This window comes from Nonomuraea salmonea (genome assembly GCF_042428605.1).
GTDB classification, from domain to species: Bacteria; Actinomycetota; Actinomycetes; order Streptosporangiales; family Streptosporangiaceae; genus Nonomuraea; species Nonomuraea salmonea.
In genome coordinates this window covers 1-919 of record NZ_JBHMCF010000070.1, presented here as the reverse complement: position 1 = coordinate 919, position 919 = coordinate 1, and the positions used below count along the sequence as shown (strand labels likewise).

Below are 919 nucleotides of genomic sequence, written 5' to 3'. Positions count from 1 at the left end.
AAGAAGAGGTCTCCGGTAGATGAGTCAACGACCAAGAAGACCATCTGCACGGAGACCTCGTGACCACCTTACCGGTGGCGGAGCGGGCTGATCTGACCGATGCGCAGTGGGCGGTACTGGAGCCGCTGCTGCCCATCGGCCGGAAGCCGGGGCGCCCGCCGATCTGGACGAAACGGCAGCTCATTGATGGGATCCGGTGGCGGGTACGGGTGGGTGCGCCGTGGCGGGACGTGCCGGAGCGGTACGGATGCTGGCAGACGATCTACGGATTGTTCCGGCGCTGGCAGCGTGCCGGCATCTGGCAGCAGATCCTGACCGCCTTGCAGGCTCGGGCGGACGCGGCCGGGCTGATCACGTGGGATGTGAGTGTCGACTCCACCGTCTGCCGGGCTCATCAGCACGCCGCCGGGGCGCGGAAAAGGGGGATCTGCAGGTCGAGCCGCCGGGCGGGGTGCAGGAAGAGCCGGCCGATCACGGGCTGGGACGCTCCCGCGGCGGCTTGAGCACCAAGCTGCATCTGGCCACCGAGCAGGGCCGCAGAGCGTTGTCGATCGTGCTGACGGCTGGGCAGCGGGGTGACAGCCCGCAGTTCACGGCGGTCTTGGAGGGTATCCGGGTGCCGCGCTTGGGCGGGGGCCGGCCGCGTACCCGGCCGGATCGGGTGCTGGCCGACAAGGCCTACAGTTCGCGCGGCAACCGCCGCTACCTGCGCAGGCGCGGCATCAAGGCCACTATCCCGATCAAGCTGGACCAGGCCGCCGCCCGGCGCAGGAAGGGGTCGAAGGGTGGCCGGCCACCGGCGTTCGACCCCGAGTCCTACAAGCTGCGCCATGCGGTGGAGTGCGGCATCAACCGGCTCAAGGGCTACCGGGCGGTGGCCACCCGTTTCGACAAGCTTGCCGTGCGCTACGAAGCGACC

General features: G+C 69.5%; 1 protein-coding gene. It reads left to right on the top strand.

Features of this window, described 5'->3' with window-relative positions:
- Window positions 1–44 precede the first annotated feature (44 nt).
- Window positions 45–919 (top strand): IS5 family transposase gene (locus ACFFR3_RS50170; RefSeq protein ID WP_379485515.1). Its coding sequence is split into 2 segments (ribosomal slippage), with 876 coding nucleotides annotated over them: window positions 45–471 and window positions 471–919; the frame shifts between segments, so codons are not numbered across the junction. This gene is flagged as partial in the annotation.